The sequence below is a fragment of the Pantoea sp. Lu_F5_004 genome, assembly GCF_051136245.1.
Classification (GTDB): Bacteria; Pseudomonadota; Gammaproteobacteria; order Enterobacterales; family Enterobacteriaceae; genus Pantoea; species Pantoea agglomerans.
The window spans coordinates 1,059,787-1,078,800 of the sequence record NZ_CP194946.1; the positions used below are offsets into that span (position 1 = coordinate 1,059,787).

Consider the following 19,014-nt stretch of genomic DNA (forward strand, 5'->3'; position numbering starts at 1 on the left):
TGTTGGCAAATGGCGACAATGAGCATCTCGCACTGTCTCTTTATGGCGACATCTATCTCGTTGATTTTTAATGAGCACCCATCAGGCGCGATTTCATGTCGCTCTGCGGAGACAGTTTTCACTTACTGTAATCAGATTTTGCGCAACAGTTGTCCGGTAAGCTTATTCAATCTGCTGAAAAATATAATGATTTATTTTCTGGCATGGAACTTGCTATACTCATGCAGCTGCTCATTCACCTGTTTATGATTGCCCCGCTTAGCGGAGAAGAGCTCATAAAGCCCGAATGACGCACCAAACGGAGCCTGCCGTCCAACTGACCGATAATCGCTTGCGTTATCAAACACCGGACGTAACGTTGAGTAAGGCTCCACCCATTTTTACGCGATGCATCACGCGTCGTGCCAGCGGCAGGCCATTGAGCCTGCCGTTTTCTTTTGTTCCCCTTTCTTCCGCTGACACCTTTCTTCCGCTGACAGAGTCCGTTAGCATCCAGACAGCAAATCTTAAGGAAGCGGCTGCGTGAAAAAATGGCGTTTATTTCCCCGTTCTCTGCGTCAGCTGGTGCTGATGGCGTTTGTACTGGTGCTGCTGCCGTTGCTGGTGCTGGCCTGGCAGGCGTGGGAAAGTCTCTCTGCATTAAGCGAACAGGCAGCGGATACCAACCGCAATACCTTCACCGACGTTCGCAGAAGTGAGGCGATGGCGCGAACGGCGGTGGAGCTGGAGCGCAGCTATCGCCAGTACTGCGTGCTGGATGATGCCTCTCTGGCGCGCCTTTATCAGACCCAGCACACCCGCTACAGCCAGATGCTGAGTTCGCACAGCGCCAGCCTGCCCGAGCTGCCCGCATTCCAGACTTTACAGGCGACGTTGCCGCTGCTGACACCGTTAAAGTGCGATAACGGTAATCCGGTTACGCCTGCCGCAGAGGCGCTGGATCGTTTTTCTGCCACCAATGCGCAGATGGTGCAGGACACGCGCGAAGTGGTGTTTTCGCGCGGCCTTCAGCTGCAGCGCGAAATTGCCGATCGCGGCCAGTTTTTTGGCTGGCAGGCGCTGATTCTGTTTATCATCAGTCTGGCGTTGATGACGCTGTTTACCGGCATGATTATCGGGCCGGTCAAGCGTATTGAGCGGATGATCAACCGGCTTGGCGAAGGCCGGGAACTGGGTAACAGTGTGACATTTCGCGGCCCGCGCGAGTTACGCTCGCTGGGACAGCGCATCGTCTGGCTCAGCGAACGGCTTCAGTGGCTGGAATCGCAGCGCCATGAATTCCTGCGCCATCTTTCTCACGAACTGAAAACGCCGCTGGCCAGCCTGCGTGAAGGCACCGAACTGCTGGCGGACGAGGTAGCCGGGTCGCTGAACGCCGATCAAAAAGAGGTGGTCACTATCCTCGACGGCAGCAGCCGTCATCTGCAGCGGCTGATTGAACAGCTGCTTGATTACAACCGTAAACTGGCAGATGGCCCGATCCAGCTGGAACCGGTCAGCGTGGCGGAAATTGTGGCGGGGGTGGTGAATGCACACGCACTCTCGGCGCGCGCCAAACTCATGCAGACGGTTGTCGATCTGGCGGTCAGTCACTGCCTTGCCGAACCGATGTTACTGATGCGGGTCATCGATAATCTCTATTCGAACGCCGTGAACTACGGCAGCGAATCCGGTACCATCTGGCTGCGCAGTCAGCAGCAGGGCGATCGGGTCTGGATTGATGTCGCGAACAGCGGTACGCCGATCCCGCCGGAAGAACAGGCAATGATTTTCGAACCTTTTTTCCAGGGTAGCCAGCAGCGCAAAGGGCCGGTAAAAGGCAGCGGGCTGGGATTGAGTATTGCCAAAGATTGCCTGCGCCGTATGCATGGCGACCTGACGCTGGTCTCCTGCGAGCAGGCTGACGTCTGTTTTCGAATTGAACTGAACACCACCGCCGGGAATGTCTGACTGATGAAATATTTACCCGCTTTGCTGTTGAGCACACTGACCACGCTGCTGCTCAGCGGATGTACGACCTCCCCGGCCACCTCATCCCTGCCGTCAGGCCATCAGGTGGCGGAACCCGAGATCAGAGTGGCTGATTACCTGGCGACCCGCTGCAGTGACCTGTGGACGATAGAGAATAGTGCGGCACTGAGTAATCCCCTCTACTGGATGCGGGCGATCGATTGCGCTGAACGCCTTTCCCCCGCCGAGGCCCGAGCCGAAGCCCACCGCTGGCCGGTTGAAAGCTGGTCGCGCGCTTTCAAGCAGGGCGTGCTGATGTCGAACGGCAACGTGACGCCAGTGGAGCGTCGTCGCTATGTTGAAACCCTGGATCGCTACAGCAGCGATTTCCCGCAGTCTGTGCGTCCGCTGCTCCAGTTGTGGCGCAGTAATCAGGCCGCGCAGCTCGACCTGAGTGAAGCGCGTACCCGTTATGTCCATCTGCAACAGAGCAGCGATACCCAGCTGGAGGCGATACGTCAGCAGATGGTTAAACAGCAGCAGCAGCTCAGCGACACGCAGCATAAGCTGGAGCGGCTTACTGATATTGAGCGCCAGCTTTCATCGCGGAAAGCCCCGGATGTTTCTGACAGCGGCCACGGCACTGCGTTGCCGCAGGATGAGGAGCAATAATGGTCAGACAAGCGGCAAAACTGCTGCTGGTGGATGACGATCCCAGCCTGCTGAAGCTGCTGGGCATGCGTCTTCGCAGCGAAGGTTATCAGGTCACCACCGCGGCCAGCGGCCCCGAAGCGTTGCGTCTGTTGCAGAAAGAGAAGATCGAGCTGGTGATCAGCGACCTGCGAATGGATGAGATGGATGGTCTGGCGCTGTTTGGCGAGATCCAGAAACGCCACACCGGTCTGCCAGTAATTATCCTGACGGCGCACGGCTCAATCCCGGACGCGGTTTCCGCCACGCAGCAGGGCGTCTTCAGCTTCCTGACCAAGCCGGTGGATAAAGATGCGCTCTACAAAGCGATTGATGAAGCACTGGCTCAGCAGGCGCCAGTCAGCGATGACCGCTGGCGTGAAGCGATCGTCACCCGCAGCCCGCTGATGTTGCGGCTGCTGGAGCAGGCGCACATGGTGGCGCAGTCGGATGTCAGCGTGCTGATTAACGGGCAGAGCGGTACCGGTAAAGAGATGCTGGCTCAGGCGATTCACGCCGCCAGCCCGCGAAACGGTAAGCCCTTTGTCGCCATTAACTGTGGCGCACTGCCGGAGCAGCTACTGGAGTCAGAGCTGTTCGGGCATGCCAAAGGGGCCTTTACCGGCGCAGTCAGTGCCCGTGACGGCCTGTTTAAAACTGCAGGTGGTGGCACGCTGTTCCTGGATGAGATTGGCGATATGCCGCAACCGCTACAGGTTAAGTTGCTGCGGGTGTTGCAGGAGCGTAAGGTCAGGCCGCTGGGCAGCGATCATGATATTGAGATCGACGTGCGCATTATTTCAGCCACGCATCGCGATTTGCCCAAGGCGATGGAGAAAAAGGAGTTTCGTGAGGATCTCTTCTATCGTCTTAATGTTGTGAACCTGAAGATTCCGGCGCTGCATCAGCGCACTGAAGATATTCCGCTGCTGGCTAATCATCTGCTGCGTCAGGCGGCGGAACGGCATAAACCGCAGATCCGCAGTTTTTCCGTTGATGCGATGAAGCGGTTGATGGCGGCCAGCTGGCCGGGCAATGTGCGCCAGCTGGTTAACGTGATTGAGCAGTGTGTGGCGCTGAGCTCATCGCCGGTAATCAGCGATGCGCTGGTGGAGCAGGCGCTGAGCGGTGAGAACAGCGCTTTGCCGACCTTTGCTGAGGCGCGCAATCAGTTTGAGCTGAACTATCTGCGTAAGCTGTTGCAGATGACTAAAGGCAATGTGACCAATGCCGCACGTCTGGCTGGACGCAACCGCACGGAGTTCTATAAGCTGCTGTCTCGTCATGAGCTGGATGCCAGTGATTTCAAAGAGTAGCGGAGGCTGCGGCGTGACACCGGCAGGTTGCCTGCTCAGGCCCGAATCAGAATGGGTGCGGTCAGCATAATCTGGCAGCGCTTGCGGCAACCTGAATAATCCCGGATATTACCGCCCGACAGCGCCAGCAACATTTATACTTGATAAACCCTCTGACCATGGAGGGAGTGAAAAAGGGTCTGACATGAAAAAGATTGATGCGATTATCAAACCATTCAAACTCGATGATGTCCGTGAAGCCTTAGCGGAAGTCGGCATCACCGGGATGACCGTGAGTGAAGTAAAAGGTTTTGGCCGCCAGAAAGGGCACACCGAGCTTTACCGCGGCGCAGAGTATATGGTCGACTTTTTGCCTAAAGTGAAAATCGAGATGGTGGTGGGCGACGATATCGTTGATACCTGCGTCGAGACCATTATGCGCACTGCGCAGACCGGCAAAATCGGTGACGGTAAAATCTTTGTCTTCGACGTGGCGCGCGTGGTGCGCATCCGTACTGGCGAAGAGGATGAAGAGGCGATCTGATTGTCTTTTTATCCGCATAAAAAAGCCCGCGCTGCGGGCTTTTTTTATTGCTCAATTACATCCCTTTATGGGGGCCAAAGAGTTCGTAATGAATGCGTGTGTCTTCCACGCTGGCATCGCGCAGTTGTGCCACCACATGCTGCATAAAGGGCAGTGGACCGCAGAGGTAGAAGTGGGTGTCGGGTGAGGCGAGACGTGCGGAGATCGCGGTGATATCCATCAGACCCTGCGCGTCATAGCGACCGGCATCTTCAGCGGCGGGATCGCGATACCAGACCTGACTGACGAAATCGGTGAGCTGCGCGCCCGTGGCTATCACTTCCGGGCCAAATGCATGCTGTTTGCCGTTCTCTGCTGCGTGCAGCCAGCTGACCGGCGCGCGGTGCTGACGGGCCGCCAGGGCATGCAGCATGGCCAGCATCGGCGTCTGACCCACCCCCGCGGAAATCAGCGCCACCGGGGTTGCAGCATCGACCTCAAGGAAGAAGTCGCCATGCGGTGCGGCCAGCATCAGCTCATCACCCACTTTGCCATTCTGATGCAGCCAGCCGGAGACGGTGCCCTGCGCTTCACGTTTCACCGCAATCCGATAATCTTTGCCATTACTGAGGTGAGTAAGCGAGTACTGACGAATCTGGTGATGTTCGAAACTGGCGGGCTGCAGATGCACCGTCAGATACTGACCCGGTTTAAAGGCCACCACCGGGCCGCCATCTGCCGGACTGAAGGTAAAGCTTTTAATCACCTCGCTCTGTTGCTCAATAGCACTGATGCGAAACGCACGGGTGCCGCGCCAGCCACCGGTTTGCTGCTCCGTCGCCTGATAAATCTCCTCTTCGCGATTAATGAACACATCCGCCAGTACGCCATAGGCCCGGCCCCAGGCTGCCAGCGCCTCTTCACCCGGATTCAGCAGCTCTTTAATGGTTGCCAGCAGATTTTCACCGACGATGGCGTATTGCGCAGGCTGAATGTTCAGGCTGGTATGTTTCTGCGCAATCTTTTCCACTGCGGGCAGCAGCACGGCCAGGTTCTCCAGATTCGCGCCATAGGCACAAATGGCATTGAACAGCGCTTCACGCTGATCGCCATTGCGCTGGTTGTTCATATTGAAAACATTTTTGAGTTCCGGATGGTGCGACAGCATGCGGTCATAGAAGTGTGCGGTAAGCGCAGGACCACAGGCGGCGATGGCAGGCAGGGTCGATTTAACCGTGGCGATAGTGTGTGCATCAAGCATAAAAACGGCCTCTCATTTAAAGTTGTATTTTAAATGCATCTTATAGCCGTCTCGCCTGTTGTGTAAATAACCCGATAAATTTCCCGGTTGTCAGAGTGGCAACTTTTAGGTGCATCCTGAGAAACCGCCGTCACATCCTGAAGAAAAATCGTGGCGTCTGAACAGGGTGAAAAGGTGTAAAAAAGCCCTGCCAGTAGCCAGCCAATCGTTTGCGTAAAAAGAGGAGGTTCACCCTACCTTCACCTGTTAAAACGGTTTACACTGTGGGCCTTCGCCCCTGAAGGGGGGTAAATACCGTCAGAAAGTTAGCTGAGTCAGGAGATCCGGATGTTAAAGCGTGATATGAACATTGCCGATTACGATGCCGAGTTGTGGCAGGCGATGGAGCAGGAGACAGTGCGTCAGGAAGAGCACATTGAACTGATTGCTTCTGAAAACTACACCAGCCCGCGTGTTATGCAGGCACAGGGTTCTCAGCTCACCAATAAATACGCTGAAGGGTATCCGGGCAAACGCTACTACGGCGGCTGTGAGTACGTTGATATCGTTGAGCAGCTGGCGATCGATCGCGCAAAAGAACTGTTTGGCGCCGATTACGCTAACGTACAGCCACACTCAGGTTCACAGGCTAACTTCGCGGTTTACACCGCGCTGCTGCAGCCGGGCGATACTATTCTGGGGATGAACCTGGCGCACGGTGGGCACCTGACTCACGGCTCACCGGTTAACCTGTCGGGCAAACTCTATAACGTCGTGGCTTACGGTATCGATGAGACCGGTAAAATTGACTACGACGAACTGGCTGAACTGGCGAAAACCCACAAGCCAAAAATGATCGTTGGCGGATTCTCAGCTTACTCCGGCGTTTGCGACTGGGCGAAAATGCGCGAAATCGCGGATAGCGTAGGTGCATGGCTGTTTGTGGACATGGCACACGTTGCCGGCCTGATTGCTGCAGACGTTTATCCAAGTCCGATCCCACATGCGCACATCGTGACCTCTACCACCCACAAAACGCTGGCGGGTCCGCGCGGTGGTATCATTCTGGCGAAAAACGGCGACGAAGATTTCTATAAGAAACTGAACTCTGCCGTCTTCCCTGGCGGTCAGGGTGGCCCTCTGATGCACGTTATCGCTGGTAAAGCGGTCGCGTTCAAAGAGGCTATGGAGCCGGAATTCAAAACCTACCAGCAGCAGGTGGCAAAAAATGCCAAAGCGATGGTTGAGGTGCTGATTGAGCGTGGCTATGACATCGTTTCTGGCGGCACGTATAACCATCTGTTCCTGATCGATCTGGTGAGCAAAAACCTGACCGGTAAAGAAGCGGATGCGGCGCTGGGCCGTGCCAACATCACGGTTAACAAAAACAGCGTGCCTAACGATCCGAAAAGCCCGTTTGTGACTTCCGGTATCCGTATCGGTACACCAGCTGTTACCCGTCGTGGCTTCAACGAAGCAGACGTGCGTGAGCTGGCTGGCTGGATTGCGGATGTGCTGGATAACGTCAATGACGAAGCGACCATTGAGCGCACCAAAAAGAAAGTGCTGGAAATCTGCAGCCGTCTGCCGGTCTACGCTTAATCGTTAACCTGTTGTGAGACAGCATACAAAGGATGGCATCAGCCATCCTTTTTTTATTGTTAAAAAACGAGTGCGTGTTAGCTGTGATACCGGAGTTGCTCAGGAAACGCGGTCAGATCGGAAAGTCGCTAAAGCCAATCCCTGGCCGCTCGGCCCGCGCGATTACGCACCTCATCCCTGAGGTGCGCCCGTAACCGGGCCAACGCGTTGCGTTGTTCAAAAACGCTCCCGGCGTTTTTGTCCATGGCGCGGGACGCTTTCCTCCTCTGACCGTGTTTCCTGCGCGTGAAATTCAGATGTAGCGGCAAGAGGCGCTCTGATTTGGATTGGTTAGTGTTCTGAAAGGATGGCATCAGCCATCCTTTTTTATTGCCTGTCCTGCGGCGCTCTGCCAGAGTAGCGCCCACTCATGCTGCCAGGCAGCACTCTTGCTGGAGGGAATATGGCAATCGGCTCCGCCAGATGGCTCGGATTGGGCTACTTCACTTACTTCTTCTGTTACGGCATCTATCTGCCATTCTGGGGCGTGTGGCTGAAAGGCACCGGTCTTGATGCTGAAAAGATTGGCCTCCTGCTCGGCTGTGGCATGGTGGCACGCTTTGTCGGCAGTCTGCTTATCGCCTCTCAGGTCAAAAATCCCGCCCGACTGATTACGGCGCTGCGCCTGCTGGCGCTGATGACCTGCCTGTTCGCCGCCGGTTTCTGGGTGGGTGAGCAGTGGATGTGGCTGCTGACGGTCATGATCGGCTTTAACCTCTTTTTCTCGCCGCTGGTCCCGCTCAGCGATGCGCTGGCTGCTACCTGGACACAGCAGATTGGGCTGGCGTATGGGCCGGTCAGGCTGTGGGGTTCGCTGGCCTTTGTGATCAGCTCGGCGTTAACCGGCGTGCTGGTCAGTGCTTACTCTTCAAACGCCATTTTGCTGCTGCTCTCCGTCGGTGTCATCTCTATGCTGGCAGGCATGATGCTGACCCCCGCCACCCAGCCACAGGGTAATGAACGGCAGGGCGCGGCGGGCGGCGGCTGGCAGGTGTGGCGTGAATTGCTGCGTGAGAATGCGGTATGGCGATTTATGCTCTGCGTAACACTGCTGCAGGGTGCGCACGCCGCCTATTACGGCTTCAGTGCTATCTGGTGGCAGGAGAGTGGCTATTCGGCCTCCACGGTGGGTTATCTCTGGTCGCTGGGCGTGGTGGCCGAGATCGTCGTGTTTGCTCTGAGCAACCGGTTGTTCCGCCGCTGGAGCGCGCGCGATCTGCTGCTGCTTTCGGGCATTTGTGCGTTGATCCGCTGGAGCCTGATGGGGGCCACTACCGCGCTGCCGCTGCTGATTGTGGCGCAAATCCTTCACTGTGGCAGCTTCACCGTCTGTCATCTGGCGGCGATGCGCTTTATCGCGGCGCGTCAGGGAGCGGAAGTGATCCGCCTGCAGTCGCTCTATTCCGCGCTGGCGATGGGGGGTGGCATTGCGATAATGACCATGATCTGCGGCGTGCTGTTCGCTCATCTGCAGGGGCATCTGTTCTGGGTGATGGCTCTGGTGGCACTGCCCGCGCTATTTCTGCGTCCCGGCTACGACTCCAGTAAATAACGAATCCGCTGCTGGTGGTGTAACGTCAGCGGCAGCTCCGCATGCACCAGCGGCGGAGAGAAGAGTGGCAGCGAGGTGGGGTAGGGCGAAATGATGATGTCCACATCCCGCGGTGCGCCATCCCGCTGAAACTGCTTCACGTCCTGATAGGTAATATTGATCGGCAGCAGCGTGATCTCCCTGATCTGCTGTTCCACATCCTGCTCCAGATCGGTATCGTCACCCGTCAGAATCAGCACCTGCTTCTCCTGCAGCGCATTCTCCTGCATGAGCCAGGCACCAAAAATAACGGTGATTAAGCTCACCTCTTCCGGGCTGAACGCAATCCCATATTGCTGCTCAAACGCCTGCAGCGCCTGCTGAGTGGTGCGCAACAGGCGAGGATAGAGGCGGCTGACATCCAGCGCCACGCTGTTGTCGATGCCGATAGTGAAGTGGGTGCGATCCAGCGCCTGTGCCAGATGAGGATAGAGCTGGTTAAGCAGCTCGTCGCGATCAGCAAAAGTGATGTCGGCACACCGTTCAAAGTCATTGATCAACTGCTGGGTCGCAGCCATTAACTGCTGCTCAGCAGGATGGGCAATCGCATCCACGACAGGCGTATGTATCTGGCTGAACAGCAGTGTCCAGAAGTCGGTTTCACTGACGGGCGGCGCAAGGTGGCAGCGTTTTCGCCAGTGGTGAATTACATCCTCGGCGGCCTGCCGCTCAGCCTTCTGCTGCAGCCAGTGACACTGCGCCTCACTGAACAGCACCGGCTGGCGCTGGCACAATCCATACTTCATGAAAATCTGCAGAAAAAGCCGGTCGCGTTCGCTGAAATCGCGCTTCAGACGCAGGCTACAGTGCTGGATCAGCGCCTGTAAATTGGTCTCATCCCAGAGCGCTTTCTCAATCTTCATTACCTTCAGGCGCTGACGCAGGGGGGCTGCAAAATGCTCGCAGACGAAATCCTGCGATAAACGCAAACTGCGTCGCAGGTTGTGCAGCAGACAGAGGCGCCGATCCAACTCTCTGCCATGAAGACGAAAGCTGCCATCCACCATCTGATGCAATTCCAGCTGGTGATATCGCTGTATCTCAAGGCCCACATCCGCGATATCCTGTCGGGCAACAGCTGGATCGACACCATTCAGCTGGCAGACTTTTTCAAGCGTGAGCACGGGTGTCGGCAGAAACAGCAGCAATAAAAGATGGCACTGACGCTGTGAGCGGGTGAAGAGTGGTGCCAAAGGGGTAGCAGAACTCATCAATCAGATTTCCAGCAGGCTATTTTGAGCTAAGAATAGTCAACCCCGTCAGTGCCTGCGCGGTTTACGCGGTTTATTTGCCGGAGGTTTAAGGCGGGTCACAAAATTTTGTTACTTATAGATTCTTTTCATCGGGAACGTTACTTTATAACATTATGAAACGCACACTCTTTGCCCTCTTGATGGTCTTAAGTCCGGCTGTAATGGCCCATCCTCACAGCTTCATCGATATGAAAACCGAACTGGTGGCGCAGGATGACACCTTTACGGGATTGAAGATGACCTGGACCATGGATGAAATTACCTCCGCCGATCTGCTTTATGACGCGGGCGAGGCGAAACCAGGCAGCGTGGTGTGGAAGAAGCTGGCGGCAGGCGTGATGGCGAACGTGCTGGGCCAGCACTACTTTTCTGAAATCTGGCACAACCAACAGCGGGTAAAGTTTTTGAATCTGCCAACCGAATACAACCTGTCACGTAACGGCCATAAAGCGGTGCTGGAATTTATTCTGCCGCTGGCGGAACCCCCGAAGCTGACCGGGCAGCGCTTTGAGATCCTGACTTTTGATCCCACCTATTTCGTCGATATGTTCTATGACAATCCCGGTGCATTAACGCTGCCGCCGGCGCTGCAGGCGCGCTGCAAGTTCGCGCTGAACACGCCAAAGCCTAATGATTCGCTGAAGCAGTATGCGCTGTCGCTGGATAAAGCCGACGCGCCTGCAGAGGAGATGGATTTAGGCCGCCAGTTTGCCCAGACGGTGATACTGACATGTCAGTAATCTCCACTCCGTTAAGGGCTTCCCGCCTCTGGCCGCTGTGGCTGATGGCGGGCGTGCTGTTGAGCAGCGCGTTGCTGGTCTGGCTCTACTGGTCGCAGATTCTGATGCAGAGCGTACTGTGGCAGAAAGATCTGCATCGGCAGATGACTCAGCTGCTACAGCAGGTAGCGGAGCAGCCCCACCAGGCAGGCATTTCGCTGGTGATATTCAGCCTGCTGTATGGCGTACTGCACGCGCTGGGACCGGGCCATGGCAAAGTGGTGATCGCGACTTTTCTGGCGACCCATCCCACCAGAGTGAAAACCAGTATCAGGCTGACGCTGCTCGCCTCACTGCTGCAGGGTTCGGTGGCGATTGTCCTGGTGACGGTGATGCTGGTGCTGCTGAAAACGTCATCGCGACAGCTGCATCTCAGCAGTTTCTGGCTGGAGAAGGGCAGTTATCTGCTGGTGATCGGGCTGGGCGTGATGATCGGTTATCGGGCGCTGCGTTCGCTGTGGCGGACATTGCGTCCACGTCCGGCCCCGGTATTTCACGCCTTCAAACCTCACCATCAGCATGATGATCAGTGCGGATGCGGACACGCGCATCTTCCGACACCGCAGCAGATGAGCGGCAATCTCAGCGTGAAAACCCAGCTGCTGGTGGTGGTGTCGATGGGATTACGTCCCTGTTCCGGCGCGATTATGATGCTGCTGTTTGCCAAGGTGATTGGTGTCTATGGCTGGGGGGTTATCTCTGCTGCGGTGATGGCGCTGGGCACGGCACTGACCATTTCGGCGATTGGCCTGCTGGTTCAGCAGGCGCGCACAGTGGCGCAACGGCTGGCTCAGCCTGGTGTTGCCGCAGGCATAACGCGACTGCTGATCCCCGCACTGGCCTTAACCGGCAGCCTGATTTTAATCGTAGCGGGTATCGCGCTATGGCAGTCAGCGCAGATGACGCTGGGTGGCGGAATTCGACCTTTCTGAATAAAAGCGCAGCGGAAATAAATTTGCCGCTGCGCTCTTCTCTTCGTTAATTATCTCTGAATTCATCTCTTTATTTTTTTCTCTGGCTGGTTTAGTGGTGAAATGACTATTCCCTGTCTACGCTGATAATACCAAAACGGCAATCCGCCGTCGGGATGATAAAAGATCAAGACCGCTTTCTGTTTATTGCGAGGAGTATATTTCATGGCTGATACCCGTATTAATAATGGCTACACCGAAACGCTGGCGACCGGGCCTGCTGGATTGCCGTTAAAACGTATTTCCTGGAGCGCCGTGTTTGCCGGTGTCATTTGTGCGTTGATCGTTCACATTATTCTGACGCTGCTGGGAACCGCCATTGGTGCAACAACCATTGATCCGATGAAAGAACAGAATCCACTCGACGGCCTGGGCACAGGTGCGCTGGTCTGGACTGCCATTGAAATGCTGGTCGCGATGGCTGCAGGTAGTTATGTTGCAGGCCGACTGGCTCAGCGCGAAGGCGCACTGCACGGTTTACTGATGTTTGGCCTTAGCACAATTTTCACTATTTACCTGGCTATTGCGCTGGCGACCAGTGTATTAGGCGGCGCGATGAATATTGTGGGCTCAGGCTTCCAGGCGCTGGGTAGTGGTATTTCCGCCGCTGCGCCATCCGTTACCCAAATGGCAAAAGACAAACTGCAGGAGAGTAATATTAATTTAGATAACCTGCAGAACGAACTGGAAACGACTTTACGCCAGACCGGGAAACCGGAATTACAGCCAGAGAACTTAAAGCAGGATGCAAATAAAGAAGCGCAGAATGCTGAAAATCAGGCTAACAACACCGCAAACCATCCACAGACAGCGGATACTGATCTGGCTAACTGGTTAAAAGGGGTGATGGATCGTCATTCCGATACCCTGCAGGCAGCCGATCGTGATGCGCTGAAAAATATTATCAAAGCGCGCACCGGCAAAAGCGATCAGGAAGTGGATCAGATCGTGGCCAAAACTGAACAGAGCTATCAGCAGGCGGTTCAGAAATATCAGGAACTGAAACAGCAGGCTGAACAGAAAGCGCGTGAAGCCGGTGAAAAAGCCGCTGCTGCGACCGCGAAAGCGAGCTGGTATGCCCTGATTCTGCTGATCATCGAAGCCGTGCTGGCAGGCGTGATGGGTATGGTAGGTCGTCGTACTCAGCCTCATCAGGTGCTGTCACACGAACGTCGTTAATCATCACTGAGTAACAGGCAATAAAAAAGGCGGCTGAGAAGCCGCCTTTTTCTGTACTGAGACTTAGCGCTTTAACGCTTCGCTCAGCTCATCACGCATGTTCGACAGCATCGATTTCACCACACGTGGGTTACCCGCGACCAGGTTACCTGACAGCAGATAGCCGTGGTTGCCGGTGAAATCAGTCACCAGACCGCCCGCTTCACGGACCAGCAGTTCACCCGCCGCAAAATCCCACGGCTTCAGGCCAATCTCAAAATAGCCATCTACGCGACCGGCAGCCACATAGGCCAGATCCAGCGCAGCAGAACCGGTGCGGCGGAAGTCAGCACACTGGGTAAAGAGTTTGGTCATGATATTCATGTAAGCCGGCGCGTGCTGCTTCATTTTGAACGGGAAGCCGGTCGCCAGAACGGTGCCATCCAGATCGCGTGCCGTGCTGCCACGCAGACGATAGCCATTCAGCTGAGCGCCCTGACCGCGTGAAGAGGTGAAGAGTTCATTGCGCATTGGATCGTAAACGACGGCGACTTCGGTGCGGCCTTTAATGCGCACAGCGATAGAAACAGCAAAGTGGGGTAAACGTTTGATGAAGTTTGAGGTGCCATCCAGCGGATCGATAACCCATTGAACATCCTGATCTTCGCCCGCCAGTTCACCGCTTTCTTCGGTGATGATGGTATGTTTCGGGTAAGATTTACGAATAATTTCGATAATCAGGCGTTCTGCTTCGCGGTCAACATTAGTTACGAAGTCGTTGCTGCCTTTCTGGCTGGCTTCGACGGCGTCCGGGGTTTCATAATATTTGGCAATTAAATTTCCGGCCTTGCGCGCTGCGCGCACGGCAATGTTGAGCATTGGATGCATCGGTATCTCTCGCTGGATGTTAAAGAACGGGGAAAACGGCGCGGAGTATAGCAGCGTGTTCGGTAAATGTCCTGCTTTATGTTAATATTCTCTCTACTGATTTTACTGACCCGTTTCTGAGTATCCCTAATCATGTTGCAAAATATTCGTATCGTGCTGGTCGAGACTTCTCACACCGGTAACATGGGCTCCGTTGCGCGCGCCATGAAAACCATGGGCTTAACCAACCTCTATCTGGTTAACCCACTGGTCAAGCCTGACTCACAGGCTATCTCACTCGCGGCCGGTGCCAGCGACGTTATCGGCGACGCAAAAATTGTCGACTCTCTGGATGAGGCCATTGCCGGATGCAGTCTGGTGGTCGGCACCAGCGCACGCTCCCGCTCGCTGCCCTGGCCGATGCTGGATGCGCGCGAATGTGGCGTGAAAAGCGTGGAAGAGGGCCAGCAGGCACCGGTTGCGCTGGTATTTGGTCGCGAACGTGTCGGCCTGACCAATGACGAGTTGCAGAAGTGCCACTACCACGTCGCGATTCAGGCAAACCCGGAATATAGCTCGCTGAACCTGGCGATGGCCGTACAGATTATCGCCTATGAAGTGCGCATGGCATGGTTACAGGCGCAGGAGCAGGCCAGCCCGCCGCCGCAGTATGAAGAGTCACCTTATCCACTGGTGGATGACCTGGAGCGTTTCTATCAGCATATGGAACAGATGATGCTGAACAGCGGCTTTATCCGTGAAGCCAGTCCTGGCCAGGTGATGAGCAAACTGCGCCGTCTTTACACCCGCGCCCGCCCGGAACGCGATGAGCTGAACATCCTGCGCGGCATGCTTTCGTCGTTTGAAAAGCGAAAAAACGATAAAAAACAAGCAGATAATAGTTGAGTAAATTACCAGGTTAAATACCTGACTAATTTACCAGGTTAAATAGTTGACCAATTTACTCGGGAATGGCAGACTTCAGAGCATCTGTTGCTAATCCTCCGATAACCGGACGCTATTGAGGTCGTACGCTATGAGACTGACATCCAAAGGACGTTATGCCGTTACTGCAATGCTGGACGTTGCCCTTCACTCCCATGAAGGCCCGGTCCCGCTGGCTGATATTTCAGAGCGTCAGGGCATTTCGCTCTCCTATCTGGAGCAGTTATTCTCCCGATTGCGTAAAAATGAGCTGGTTTCCAGCGTACGTGGTCCGGGCGGCGGTTATCTGTTGGGCAAAGCGTCTAATACCATCTCTGTCGGTGAAGTGATCACCGCCGTTGATGAGTCTGTTGATGCCACCAAATGCCAGGGTAAAGAAGGCTGCCAGGGCGGCGAGCGTTGCCTGACTCATGTGCTGTGGCGCGATCTGAGCGTGCGCATCAGTGACTTCCTGAACAATATTACACTGGCTGAGCTGGTGAATAATCAGGAGATCCTGGATGTAGCCGATCGTCAGAATGCGATTGATAATCGTCGCTTCCAGAGCCCGCGCACGCAGGAAATTAACGTCAACCAACGCGCCTCGTAATCCCCGCTGTTGCGGCCCTTACTGCTAACGCGGTCAGGGCCGAATCTGCTATAAAGACGTATGATTTTTTATACGGAGCTGTAGCGCAATGAAATTACCGATTTACCTGGATTACGCCGCCACCACGCCGGCCGATCCGCGTGTGGCCAGCAAAATGATGCAGTTTCTGACGCTGGATGGCACGTTCGGTAATCCGGCCTCGCGATCGCACCGTTTTGGCTGGCAGTCTGAAGAAGCGGTTGATGTTGCGCGTAATCAGATCGCCGAGCTGGTCAATGCCGATCCGCGTGAAATCATCTTTACCTCAGGCGCCACTGAATCCGATAACCTCGCGATTAAAGGCGCAGCTCACGCCCATCAGGCGCGCGGCAAACATATCATCACCAGCCAGACAGAACACAAAGCGGTGCTTGATAGCTGCCAGCAGCTTGAGCGTGAAGGCTTTGCTGTCACTTATCTCACCCCGGCGGCTAACGGCATTATCTCGCCTGACCAGCTGCGTGCGGCGCTGCGCGACGACACGATTTTAGTCACCCTGATGCACGTTAATAATGAAACCGGGGTGATTCAGGATATCGCCGCCTTTGGCGAACTCTGCCGCGAACGTGAGATTCTGTTTCATGTGGATGCGACCCAGAGCGTCGGCAAGCTGCCTATCGATCTCAGCCAGTTACCGGTCGATTTGATGTCCTTTTCTGCCCACAAACTCTATGGCCCGAAAGGCATCGGCGCACTCTATGTCCGGCGTAAACCGCGTGTGCAGATTGCTGCGCAGATCCACGGCGGCGGACATGAGCGCGGTATGCGATCCGGGACATTGCCGGTGCATCAGATTGTCGGCATGGGCGAGGCGTATCGTATCGCAGCAGAAGAGCGCGAAACCGAGATGGCGCGGCTGCAGACTCTGCGCGATCGTCTGTGGCAGGGCATCAGCACACTGCCCGACGTCACCCTCAATGGCGATCTGCATCAGAGCGCACCGAACATTCTTAACCTCAGTTTTGCTGACGTTGAGGGTGAATCACTGATCATGGCGCTGAAAGATCTGGCGCTCTCTTCCGGCTCGGCCTGCACCTCCGCCAGCCTGGAGCCTTCCTATGTATTGCGGGCGCTGGGCCTGAGTGAAGAGCTGGCGCACAGTTCGCTGCGCTTCTCGCTGGGACGCTTCACAACCGAGGAAGAGATCGACTACGCCATTGCCCTGGTGCAGAAATCAGTGACCCGTCTGCGGGCCTTAATGAAATCCTGACACCCGGTCATAGTCCGGAAATTGCGCCTATATTTGCACTTCGCTGGCAACACCTGACGGAATCTGTTATCAGGTCTCTCTGCGAATTATATTTAACATCTTATTAAAGCCGTTATAACAATCAGGCTGGATGAAACAGATAACGATTATGGAGCTTTTCGATGACCACACAACCCATGAATATTACGCTTAGCAGCCAGCCCGCCGATGCGCGCTGGGGCGAAAAAGCGATTCTCAGCAGCAACGACAGCGGCATGACACTGCATCTGACCGGCGCGGATGCGCTGAATAGCATTCAGCGTGCGGCTCACAAAATCGACAGCCAGGGGATACGCCATGTGGCGCTGACCGGCGAAGGCTGGCACCTTGAGCAGTGCTGGGCATTCTGGCAGGGCTTCCGTGGTCCGAAAGGCCAGCGTCAGGTTGAGTGGCCGGCGCTGGGCGAACATGAGCAGGCGGAGTTTGATCGCCGTCTGAAAATTATCGACTGGGTGCGCAACGTTATTAACCTGCCTGCGGAAGATCTGGGGCCGGAACAGCTGGCGCACAATGCAGTCGATCTGATCAGTGAAGTGGGCGGCAGCGCCGTCAGCTATCGCATCACCAAAGGCGACGATCTGCGGGTACAGGGGTATATGGGCCTGCACACCGTTGGACGCGGTTCAAATCGTCCGCCGGTATTTCTGGCGCTCGATTACAACCCGACCGGCGACGACAATGCCCCGGTCTACGCCTGTCTGGTCGGTAAAGGCATCACCTTTGATACCGGTGGCTACAGCCTGAAGCAGAGCAGCTTCATGGACTCAATGAAATCTGACATGGGCGGCGCGGCGACCGTCACCGGCGCGCTGGCCATGGCGATTTCGCGCGGTCTTAACAAGCGCGTGAAACTCTACCTCTGCTGTGCCGATAACATGGTCAGCAGCAACGCCTTTAAACTGGGCGACATCATTCGCTATCGCAACGGTAAATCGGTGGAAGTGATGAACACCGATGCGGAAGGGCGTCTGGTCCTGGCCGACGGTTTAATCGACGCCAGCGAGCAGAACCCGACGATGATCATCGATGCTGCGACGCTGACCGGTGCGGCTAAGACGGCGCTGGGCAACGATTACCATGCGCTGTTTACCTTTGATGATGTGATGGCACAGTCGCTGATGGGCAGCGCGGTGAGTGAGAACGAACCTTTCTGGCGTCTGCCGCTGGCCGAATTCCATCGCAGCCATCTGCCGTCTAACTTCGCCGATCTTAATAACATCGCCAGCCCGTCACATGCGGCGGGTGCCAGCAGCGCGGCAGCGTTCCTGTCACACTTCGTCAGTAACTATCAGCAGGGCTGGCTGCATATCGACTGCTCCGCGACCTATCGCAAAGGCGCAGTTGACCAGTGGGCGGCGGGTGCAACAGGTCTTGGCGTGCGTACCCTCGCCAATCTGTTACTGAAATAAGCCGATCTCAGCGGTGGCTGATGCCGCCGCTGTTCAAAGGAAAACTATGAACCGTCTTGAAGAGGTGCTGAAGCTGGCGGCCACTGAGCCTGCCCATCGGCCCGAATTTTTTCAGCTGCTGCTGGAAGCTGATGCGTGGGTGCCAGGTGAAAGCACCACGCAACAGCTTGATGCCAGCACGCCCGTTGATCTGCAGCACTGGGAAAAAGAGGATGGCAGCAGCATCATTCCTTTTTTCACGTCAGAAGAGGCGATGAGTGAAGCGGTGAGCGGTGAGCAGTCCTGGCTGCGTCTGCCGGTACGGACGCTGTTTGAGATTACACGTGGCGAGACGCTGTTTCTCAATCCCAAACTGCCTTCCGGTAAAGAGTTTACTGCGGCCGAGATCACCCATCTGCTGGCTGAAGAGGGCAGTGCGCTAAGTCAGCAAACCGTGCTGGAAGGCGGACAGTCACTCTTGCTGTCTGAGGTGGCTGAACCCCCTGCGCAGATGATCGACTCACTGACTCAGCTCTTTACTAAGCATAAGCAGGTGCGTCGCGCGTTTATCGCCAGTATCCGTGAGCGGGCTGACGAAGCGCCCAATCTGCTGATTGGCATTGAAGCGGACAGCAACATTGAGACGATCATTCAGGCGGCAGGTAGCGTGGCAACCGATACGCTGCCGGACGACGCGCCGGTTGATATCTGTGAGGTGACGCTGAACGATCGCGGCATCAGCCACTTCTTTACCGCCCACATCACGCCATTCTATGAGCGTCGCTGGGGCAGTTTCCTGCGCGACTTCAGGGGCAGTGAGCGGATTATCTGAGACAAAAAAGTAAA

17 protein-coding genes are annotated in these 19,014 nt (G+C 55.7%); 14 read left to right on the plus strand and 3 right to left on the minus strand.

Features of this window, described 5'->3' with window-relative positions:
* The first annotated feature begins 522 nt into the window (after positions 1 to 522).
* The 4 genes from ACR8BN_RS05055 to glnB all read left to right on the plus strand — a co-directional run bounded on the left by ACR8BN_RS05055 (position 523) and on the right by glnB (position 4,479).
* Positions 523 to 1,950: a sensor histidine kinase gene (locus ACR8BN_RS05055; RefSeq protein WP_039389644.1), complete on the plus strand. Its 1,428-nt coding sequence runs from the start codon at positions 523 to 525 to the stop codon at positions 1,948 to 1,950.
* A gap of 3 nt (positions 1,951 to 1,953) precedes the next feature.
* Positions 1,954 to 2,622, plus strand: coding sequence for a two-component system QseEF-associated lipoprotein QseG (qseG, locus tag ACR8BN_RS05060; protein ID WP_069025289.1), 669 nt, complete (start codon positions 1,954 to 1,956; stop codon positions 2,620 to 2,622).
* The gene (glrR, locus tag ACR8BN_RS05065) at positions 2,622 to 3,956 is read left to right on the plus strand and encodes a two-component system response regulator GlrR (RefSeq protein ID WP_010257627.1); all 1,335 of its coding nucleotides are present in this window, start codon (positions 2,622 to 2,624) and stop codon (positions 3,954 to 3,956) included. Before qseG ends, glrR begins: the two co-directional genes overlap by 1 nt.
* A gap of 184 nt (positions 3,957 to 4,140) precedes the next feature.
* On the plus strand, positions 4,141 to 4,479 hold the full coding sequence (gene glnB / locus ACR8BN_RS05070) for a nitrogen regulatory protein P-II (RefSeq protein ID WP_003848647.1): 339 nt from the start codon (positions 4,141 to 4,143) through the stop codon (positions 4,477 to 4,479).
* Positions 4,480 to 4,534: 55 nt separating this feature from the next.
* Here glnB and hmpA read toward each other — a convergent pair whose 3' ends face one another.
* The gene (gene hmpA / locus ACR8BN_RS05075; RefSeq protein WP_115757902.1) at positions 4,535 to 5,719 is read right to left on the minus strand and encodes an NO-inducible flavohemoprotein; all 1,185 of its coding nucleotides are present in this window, start codon (positions 5,717 to 5,719) and stop codon (positions 4,535 to 4,537) included.
* Between the two features lie 327 nt (positions 5,720 to 6,046).
* On the opposite strand from hmpA, the gene glyA reads away from it, so the two are divergent.
* Both glyA and ACR8BN_RS05085 read left to right on the plus strand, forming a co-directional pair.
* Positions 6,047 to 7,300, plus strand: coding sequence for a serine hydroxymethyltransferase (gene glyA, locus ACR8BN_RS05080; RefSeq protein WP_010257616.1), 1,254 nt, complete (start codon positions 6,047 to 6,049; stop codon positions 7,298 to 7,300).
* A 442-nt stretch (positions 7,301 to 7,742) separates the two neighbouring features.
* On the plus strand, positions 7,743 to 8,891 hold the full coding sequence (locus tag ACR8BN_RS05085) for a 3-phenylpropionate MFS transporter (protein WP_031592498.1): 1,149 nt from the start codon (positions 7,743 to 7,745) through the stop codon (positions 8,889 to 8,891).
* Here the strand turns inward: ACR8BN_RS05085 and csiE are convergent.
* The gene (gene csiE, locus ACR8BN_RS05090) at positions 8,873 to 10,141 is read right to left on the minus strand and encodes a stationary phase inducible protein CsiE (RefSeq protein ID WP_031592496.1); all 1,269 of its coding nucleotides are present in this window, start codon (positions 10,139 to 10,141) and stop codon (positions 8,873 to 8,875) included. The two genes, ACR8BN_RS05085 and csiE, sit on opposite strands and share 19 nt — an antisense overlap.
* Before the next feature lie 155 nt (positions 10,142 to 10,296).
* On the opposite strand from csiE, the gene ACR8BN_RS05095 reads away from it, so the two are divergent.
* The 3 genes from ACR8BN_RS05095 (at position 10,297) to ACR8BN_RS05105 (ending at position 13,112) form a co-directional block, all read left to right on the plus strand.
* Positions 10,297 to 10,923 (plus strand): DUF1007 family protein, encoded by a 627-nt coding sequence (locus tag ACR8BN_RS05095; protein ID WP_045139748.1) that lies wholly within the window; start codon positions 10,297 to 10,299, stop codon positions 10,921 to 10,923.
* Entirely contained in the window at positions 10,914 to 11,894 is a 981-nt protein-coding gene (locus tag ACR8BN_RS05100) for a nickel/cobalt transporter (protein WP_434747378.1), read from the plus strand. The genes ACR8BN_RS05095 and ACR8BN_RS05100 overlap by 10 nt, the downstream gene beginning before the upstream one ends.
* A gap of 204 nt (positions 11,895 to 12,098) precedes the next feature.
* Positions 12,099 to 13,112 (plus strand): TIGR04086 family membrane protein, encoded by a 1,014-nt coding sequence (locus ACR8BN_RS05105; protein WP_115757905.1) that lies wholly within the window; start codon positions 12,099 to 12,101, stop codon positions 13,110 to 13,112.
* Positions 13,113 to 13,175: 63 nt separating this feature from the next.
* Here the strand turns inward: ACR8BN_RS05105 and suhB are convergent, their stop codons facing one another.
* On the minus strand, positions 13,176 to 13,979 hold the full coding sequence (suhB, locus tag ACR8BN_RS05110; protein WP_008926709.1) for an inositol-1-monophosphatase: 804 nt from the start codon (positions 13,977 to 13,979) through the stop codon (positions 13,176 to 13,178).
* A gap of 132 nt (positions 13,980 to 14,111) precedes the next feature.
* On the opposite strand from suhB, the gene trmJ reads away from it, so the two are divergent.
* From trmJ to sseB, 5 genes are all read left to right on the plus strand, one after another.
* Complete coding sequence (gene trmJ / locus ACR8BN_RS05115; protein WP_069025284.1) at positions 14,112 to 14,864, plus strand: tRNA (cytosine(32)/uridine(32)-2'-O)-methyltransferase TrmJ; 753 nt, start codon at positions 14,112 to 14,114, stop codon at positions 14,862 to 14,864.
* Between the two features lie 130 nt (positions 14,865 to 14,994).
* Positions 14,995 to 15,492, plus strand: coding sequence for a Fe-S cluster assembly transcriptional regulator IscR (iscR, locus tag ACR8BN_RS05120; RefSeq protein WP_010257591.1), 498 nt, complete (start codon positions 14,995 to 14,997; stop codon positions 15,490 to 15,492).
* Between the two features lie 88 nt (positions 15,493 to 15,580).
* The gene (locus ACR8BN_RS05125) at positions 15,581 to 16,741 is read left to right on the plus strand and encodes an IscS subfamily cysteine desulfurase (protein WP_031592489.1); all 1,161 of its coding nucleotides are present in this window, start codon (positions 15,581 to 15,583) and stop codon (positions 16,739 to 16,741) included.
* 161 nt (positions 16,742 to 16,902) lie between these two features.
* On the plus strand, positions 16,903 to 18,189 hold the full coding sequence (pepB, locus tag ACR8BN_RS05130) for an aminopeptidase PepB (protein ID WP_064703315.1): 1,287 nt from the start codon (positions 16,903 to 16,905) through the stop codon (positions 18,187 to 18,189).
* Between the two features lie 46 nt (positions 18,190 to 18,235).
* The gene (sseB, locus tag ACR8BN_RS05135) at positions 18,236 to 19,000 is read left to right on the plus strand and encodes an enhanced serine sensitivity protein SseB (protein ID WP_031592487.1); all 765 of its coding nucleotides are present in this window, start codon (positions 18,236 to 18,238) and stop codon (positions 18,998 to 19,000) included.
* Positions 19,001 to 19,014: the final 14 nt, after the last annotated feature.